The organism is Microcystis wesenbergii FACHB-1317 (assembly GCF_014696875.1).
GTDB classification, from domain to species: Bacteria; Cyanobacteriota; Cyanobacteriia; order Cyanobacteriales; family Microcystaceae; genus Microcystis; species Microcystis wesenbergii_A.
In genome coordinates this window covers 1-6318 of record NZ_JACJQV010000226.1, presented here as the reverse complement: position 1 = coordinate 6318, position 6318 = coordinate 1, and the positions used below count along the sequence as shown (strand labels likewise).

The following is a 6318-nucleotide window of genomic DNA, read 5'->3' as shown; positions in this document are numbered from 1 at the left end:
GACCGTTATGGTGTGGAAGAATACTACATTTATAATCCCGATAAAAATGATTTGGGGGGCTGTATTCGTCGGGAAAATCGGCTCGAAAGTCGGGAAAATCTCGATAATTGGGTAAGTCCTCGCTTGGGCATTCGTTTTCAATTAGCCCAACCAGAGTTACTCTTGTATTATCCCGATGGTCAACCTTTCACCGGTTACAACGAAGAACGACAACGGGCCGAAACGGAACGACAACGGGCTGAAGCGGAACGACAAAGGGCCGAAGCGGAACGACAACGGGCCGAACGATTGGCGGCAAAACTACGGGAATTAAATATTAATCCCGAAGAAATTTAAAAAAAATTATCGGTAGAATGAAAGTAGATAAATATCAAGTCCTCTAGCTAGAGTCGCAACAGTAAGCCCAGAAAAAATGCGCTAGGGCAGGGTTGACTAAATCGACGAAGCGATCGCTAAATAGGAGTAATTTCCGTCCACTTCTCCCTAATCCTGAACAGGAGAGGCAGAACCGAAAATTTTCTATAAAATTTCGGTAAGGGTGGAAAGATCAAGTAAGTTAGCGTTAGGGCTTAATCTTCGCCACGGAAAGGTAGAACTATGACAGTTTGTGAATATCGGCCAGGTTTAGAAGGAATTCCCGCCGCCCAATCGAGTATCAGCTTTGTGGATGGGCAAAAGGGAATCTTAGAGTATCGGGGCATTCGGATTGAGGAACTCGCCGAAAAAAGTACCTTCCTCGAAACCGCCTATCTCCTTATCTGGGGTGTTCTGCCCACGGGGGCGGAACTGGAAGAATTTGCCGATGAAATCCGTTATCATCGACGCATTAAGTACCGTATCGAAGACATGATGAAATGCTTCCCCGAAAAAGGCCACCCCATGGATGCGCTACAAACTTCGGCGGCGGCTTTAGGGTTATACTATGCCCGTCGGGCCTTGGATAATCCCGACTATATCCGTCAGGCAGTAGTGCGGCTATTAGCGAAAATCCCCACCATGGTGGCGGCGTTTCAATTGATTCGCAAAGGTAATCATCCCATTCAGCCTAACGATAGTCTTGATTATGCGGCCAATTTCCTCTATATGTTGACGGAAAAAAGACCGACGGATTTAGCGGCGAAGGTTTTCGATGTCTGTTTGACTCTCCACGCCGAACATACCATGAATGCCTCGACTTTTTCGGCCATGGTGACGGCTTCCACTTTAACCGACCCCTACGGTGTCATCGCTTCAGCAGTGGGAACTCTCGCCGGCCCCCTCCACGGTGGGGCAAACGAGGAAGTATTGTTAATGTTAGAGGAAATCGGTTCGGTGGCTAATGTTCGTCCCTATGTGGAAAAATGTATCGCCAATAAACAAAAAGTTATGGGTTTTGGACACCGGGTATATAAAGTTAAGGATCCCCGGGCGACGATTTTACAAAACCTTGCCGAACAATTATTCGCGGAATTAGGTTCCGATGAATACTACGATATCGCCCTAGAATTAGAACAGGCAATGGTGGATATCTACGGCGAAAAAGGTATCTATCCTAATGTGGATTTCTATTCGGGATTGGTCTATCGGAAATTAGGTATCCCCAATGATTTATTTACCCCGATTTTTGCCATCTCCCGGGTGGCCGGTTGGTTAGCCCACTGGAAAGAACAATTAAATGCTAACCGCATTTTCCGTCCTACCCAAATCTACACCGGACTACACGAAGTCCCCTATACACCGATCGAACAACGTTCTTAGATTTTATCTCCCATTCTTAATGGAAACACGGTTTCTCGCCTTTGTCAATCTTTCCTAGGCGAGATTTTTTGTCTCATTTCCTGTTATATTGATGGGACAAGGAAACAGTCCAGCGGCTTTCAGCTTGGTCAGTTTCGGTGTATATAGCAAGACAAGGTCTTTACTTCTAAGTTAGTCGGACAGAAAAATATTAAAGATTATGGTGAAATTTGGGCGGAGATTAACGGTATTTTTAATTTCTTGTTTATTGCTGATTTCCCTAACTGCTTGTGGTAATCAAGTTAGACGCAATCAAGTGGTCATATCGGTATTAAGTGACCCAAAAACCTTTAATGCTGTTTTATCGGCCGAATCTCCGAATATTTTTGGTTTAACCTACGAAGGACTATTAACAGAAAATCCCATTACTGGCAAAAAAGAACCGGTCTTAGCAGAATCTTGGACAATTTCCGATGATAATTTGAGCATTATTTTTACTATGAGAGAGGGTTTAAAATGGTCGGATGGTCAACCCTTAACCGTTGATGACGTGGTTTTTACCTATAAAGACTTATATCTAAATCCTGATATTCCCAACAACTACCGCGATAGTTTAAGAATAGGATTAAAAAAAGAATTCCCCGTTATCACTAAACTAGATAACCGCAGGATTGAATTTAAACTACCCGAACCTTTTGCGCCTTTTTTAGATGCTGTCAGTTCACCGATTTTACCTAAACACGCTTTAGAAAAAACTATTCAGAAAAAAAGCCCCGATGGTAGGTTAGAATTTCTCTCCACTTGGGGGTTAGATACTCCTCCCGATAAAATTGTTTTTAATGGTGCTTATAAACTAAAAGAATATATAACGGGACAAAGGATTATTTTTGAGAATAACCCTTACTATTGGAAAAAAGATGACCGTGGACAACAATTACCCCATATAACTTCAGTAATTTGGGCAATTGTTGAATCTCAGGATACAACTTTACTACAATTTCGTTCGGGAAGTTTAGATTCTATTGGGGTAACTCCCGAATTTTTCTCCCTCTTAAAAACCGAAGAAGAAAGAGGAAATTTCACTATTTTTAATGGTGGACCTGCCTACGGAACCCAATTTATCGGTTTTAATCTCAATCAAGGCAAACGCGACGGAAAACCCCTAGTAGATCCGATTAAATCCCGTTGGTTTAATAACTTAAATTTCCGTCAAGCTATTGCCTACGGCATTAATCGTCAAAGAATGATTGATGATATCTATCGAGGTTTAGGACAAGAACAAAATTCTTTTCTTTCTATCCAATCGCCTTTTTATGATAAAAACCTGAAAGGTTACAATTACAATCCCGAAAAAGCCAAAGAATTATTATTAGAGGCGGGATTTAAGTATAATAGTGATAATCTCCTAGTCGATGCTGATAATAATCCCGTTAGATTTAACCTGATTACTAATGCGGGTAACAAAATCCGGGAAGCAATTGGCGCACAAATTAAAAATGATTTAGCCGCAATAGGAATTCAAGTGGATTTTCAAGCGATCGCTTTTAGCAATTTAGTTGATAAACTAAGTAATAGTCTAGATTGGGAAGCACATATTTTAGGTTTTACCGGCGATAATGAACCCCACGCCCCCAATATTTGGTATGTAGATGGAAATCTCCACGCTTTTAACCAACAACCTCAACCCGGCAGCCCTCCGATTCAAGGCTGGCAAGCGGCGGATTGGGAGAAAAAAATCGCCGATTTATACGTCAAGGGTTCCCAAGAATTAGACTTTGAAAAGCGCAAAGTTATCTATAATGAAATTCAACAACTTCAACAGGAATACGTCCCCTTTATTTATCTAGTTAATCCCCTCGCTTTGGGGGCTGTGCGTAACTGCTTTGAAGGAATACAATTCTCCGCCTTGGGTGGTGCATTCTGGAATCTCGAAGAATTAAAGAAAACCTGTGGAGGTGTTTAATGACTCATTTTGGTTTACTCTGTCCTACAACTTCTGGACATATTTATTCTCTCCTACCTTTAGGAAAAGAGTTACAAAAACGCGGTCATAAAGTTACCTGTTTTTTAACTCTTGATGGTGAAGAAATGGTGCAAGCAGCCGGCTTAGATTTTCAGGCAATTGCACCCGACAAATATCCGAAAGGCACATCAGCCCAAAATTTAGCCGAAATTGGTCAATTACGGGGAACAGCCGCCGTCCGTCGCACGGTACAATTAGTAAGTGATTCTACTGCTGCCCTCTTTGAAACTATCCCTCAAGAGATGCGTCGCTTGGGAATTGATGCCCTAATTGTCGATCAAGTTTCCGCCTCAGGGGGTACAATCGCAGAAAAATTGGCTATTCCCTTTATCAGTTTTTGTTCGGCATTGGTTTTAAATCGTGATCCGCTTATTCCGCCCTTTATGACCAGTTGGGACTATAATCCCTCATTTATCGGGGTTATTCGCAATAAAATTGGCTATAAACTGCTTGACTCTCTGACGCGTCCTCTGAATGAGTTAATCAACCGGCAGCGTCAAGAATGGGGGTTAATTCCCTATCAAAACATCAATCAACGCTATTCACCCATCGCCCAAATTAGCCAACAACCTGCCGAATTCGAGTTTCCTCGGCAAAATTTACCCGCTCACTTTCACTTTACCGGCCCCTTTCACGATTCCTCCACCAGAAAAACGATTCCTTTTCCTTACGAAAAATTAACCGGACAACCCTTGATTTATGCTTCCCTCGGTACAATTCAAAATCGCCTACAATCGGCCTTTAATGCGATCGCCGAAGCCTGTGCCGATTTGCCGGTACAATTAGTTTTATCCTTGGGCAACACCGACTCTAACATTCAAATAACGACAAAAAACGCCCTAGTTGTTCCCTACGCTCCCCAATTAGAGCTTTTAACCAGAGCCTCTCTTACTATCACCCACGCAGGCTTAAATACTACCCTAGAATCCCTAGCGCAAGCCGTACCGATGGTGGCCATTCCCATCGCTAACGACCAACCGGGGGTATCTGCTCGGATAAAATGGTCGGGGACAGGGGAAGTGATTCCGATTTCCCGTCTAGAAGTTCCCCGTTTACGAAAGGCCATTGAAAAGGTGTTATCCTTCCCCAGTTACCGAGAAAATGCCCTGAGAATGCAAAAAGCGCTACAGAAGACAGGAGGAGTGAAAATGGCCGCCGATATCGTCGAAAAAGCCATTTCTACCAGCCAACCCGTCCTATCGGTATAATGGCTAGGGTCTGCTGAAAAAGTTTTTCCTGGGGGCAGGGTGTCGGGTGTCGGGTGTCGGGTTTTAAAGACGTTAGGGATATACTCTTTCCAGAATTCAGCCGTTGCGAAGGACTTCATCGAGATCTCTGACGTTGTTGGTTGCCATATCCTCTTTTACAGATACAACTTAGCCTGCGTTTGCGCTAATGCTGAGAACTACAATTCGTCAATTGTTACCAACCCACCTTCCGTAAATTGGATCACAAGCTCATGACTATCTAACAAAGCAGTTCCAACCAAAGGTCGCCGCCCTGTGGCAAATACACGAGTTTCTCGCTCCTCACCATTCCAGATAATAATTGCTTTGTGAAGAGGCAGCATTACTTGGCTGTTGTCTGCTAAATTCGCACGCATATCGTACATAAAAGGAAGATTCAGTAATGCTACTGCTTCGGGTGGTAAACAAAGCTCATCTGTAAATCCTGTATCTACTACAAACTCAATCGGAAAGTCAGCGCGATTTGGAATCCGAAATGGGATAGTGATGAACGGGTGTCCATTAGCCACAATACCTGAAATCACTTAACTATACGCTCCATAATACCGCCACCAAAAGCGGCAGCAACGTTGTAGCCAATTTTGATCCCAAAGAGCCGAGCATGGGGGTGTTTCTCGCTCAATAAGTCAGCAGCGTGTAAGCCATTTTTATCAACTTTGTAGTCACCTGTTTCAATGTCAATGATGACCATCTTGCCAATGTTTTCTTCAACTTCCACCTCTTGGCGGATTCTGCTTTCGTACAGTTTCTCTGCACGTTGAGCAACTTCTTCACGGCTTAAAAGGATTGCTTGCATATACTAACTCCCGATGGCGATTTGACTTCTGGAGACCTCTCTATAATATCTCACAGGTCTGTAGGATGAGCTAATGCCCATCCTACTACGTCTCTACAAGATTGGTGTACTGCGACGCAGTGCCTTCGGCATCGCACTTTAACCCACAGCTGCAATCAATGTGCATGGTGCGTTCCCCAAAAATCGATCGCTGGAGCAGTAGGAGTCACATTAGGGAACGCACCCTACAGCTGCGCTGATCAAAACGAATTAATTCAAAAAACTCTCATATTGATTGTGATCACCGATCCAAATCCAGTAATAATCATCTCCCTTTTTCAAGGCTAATGCTCGACACCCGCCACTGACACGAGCAGACCAAAGATTCTTACCAACCTTTTTGAAATAGATCTCTTGCAAAAGTAATCAAGATATATCCTTTTGTCGGTAACGAAGTTCGTAATTGTAGATACCAGCAATCAAATTCAATCTCAGACCAAATCGCCGTCTGCGATTTCTGTATCTTGATGAAAGTATCCGAAATATTTTGAGACGAC

Annotated in this window: 5 protein-coding genes and 2 pseudogenes; 4 read left to right on the top strand and 3 right to left on the bottom strand. The window is 43.2% G+C overall.

Translation table 11 applies throughout. The features are described 5' to 3' along the window. The 4 genes and pseudogenes from H6F92_RS23580 to H6F92_RS23565 all read left to right on the top strand — a co-directional run. Positions 1-336 (top strand): annotated as a pseudogene (locus H6F92_RS23580) (Uma2 family endonuclease); the annotation flags it as partial. Between the two features lie 261 nt (positions 337-597). Continuing rightward, the gene (locus tag H6F92_RS23575; protein WP_190359720.1) at positions 598-1737 is read left to right on the top strand and encodes a citrate synthase; all 1140 of its coding nucleotides are present in this window, start codon (positions 598-600) and stop codon (positions 1735-1737) included. Between the two features lie 199 nt (positions 1738-1936). Further along, positions 1937-3679: an ABC transporter substrate-binding protein gene (locus tag H6F92_RS23570; RefSeq protein ID WP_190359719.1), complete on the top strand. Its 1743-nt coding sequence runs from the start codon at positions 1937-1939 to the stop codon at positions 3677-3679. Then, positions 3679-4947 (top strand): glycosyltransferase, encoded by a 1269-nt coding sequence (locus H6F92_RS23565; RefSeq protein WP_190359718.1) that lies wholly within the window; start codon positions 3679-3681, stop codon positions 4945-4947. Before H6F92_RS23570 ends, H6F92_RS23565 begins: the two co-directional genes overlap by 1 nt. 197 nt (positions 4948-5144) lie before the next feature. Here the strand turns inward: H6F92_RS23565 and H6F92_RS23560 are convergent, their stop codons facing one another. The 3 genes and pseudogenes from H6F92_RS23560 to H6F92_RS23550 all read right to left on the bottom strand — a co-directional run. After that, the gene (locus H6F92_RS23560; RefSeq protein WP_190359717.1) at positions 5145-5510 is read right to left on the bottom strand and encodes a clan AA aspartic protease; all 366 of its coding nucleotides are present in this window, start codon (positions 5508-5510) and stop codon (positions 5145-5147) included. Beyond that, complete coding sequence (locus H6F92_RS23555; RefSeq protein ID WP_190359716.1) at positions 5507-5782, bottom strand: hypothetical protein; 276 nt, start codon at positions 5780-5782, stop codon at positions 5507-5509. The genes H6F92_RS23560 and H6F92_RS23555 overlap by 4 nt, the downstream gene beginning before the upstream one ends. A 405-nt stretch (positions 5783-6187) precedes the next feature. Further along, a pseudogene (locus H6F92_RS23550) lies at positions 6188-6318 on the bottom strand (IS5 family transposase); the annotation flags it as partial.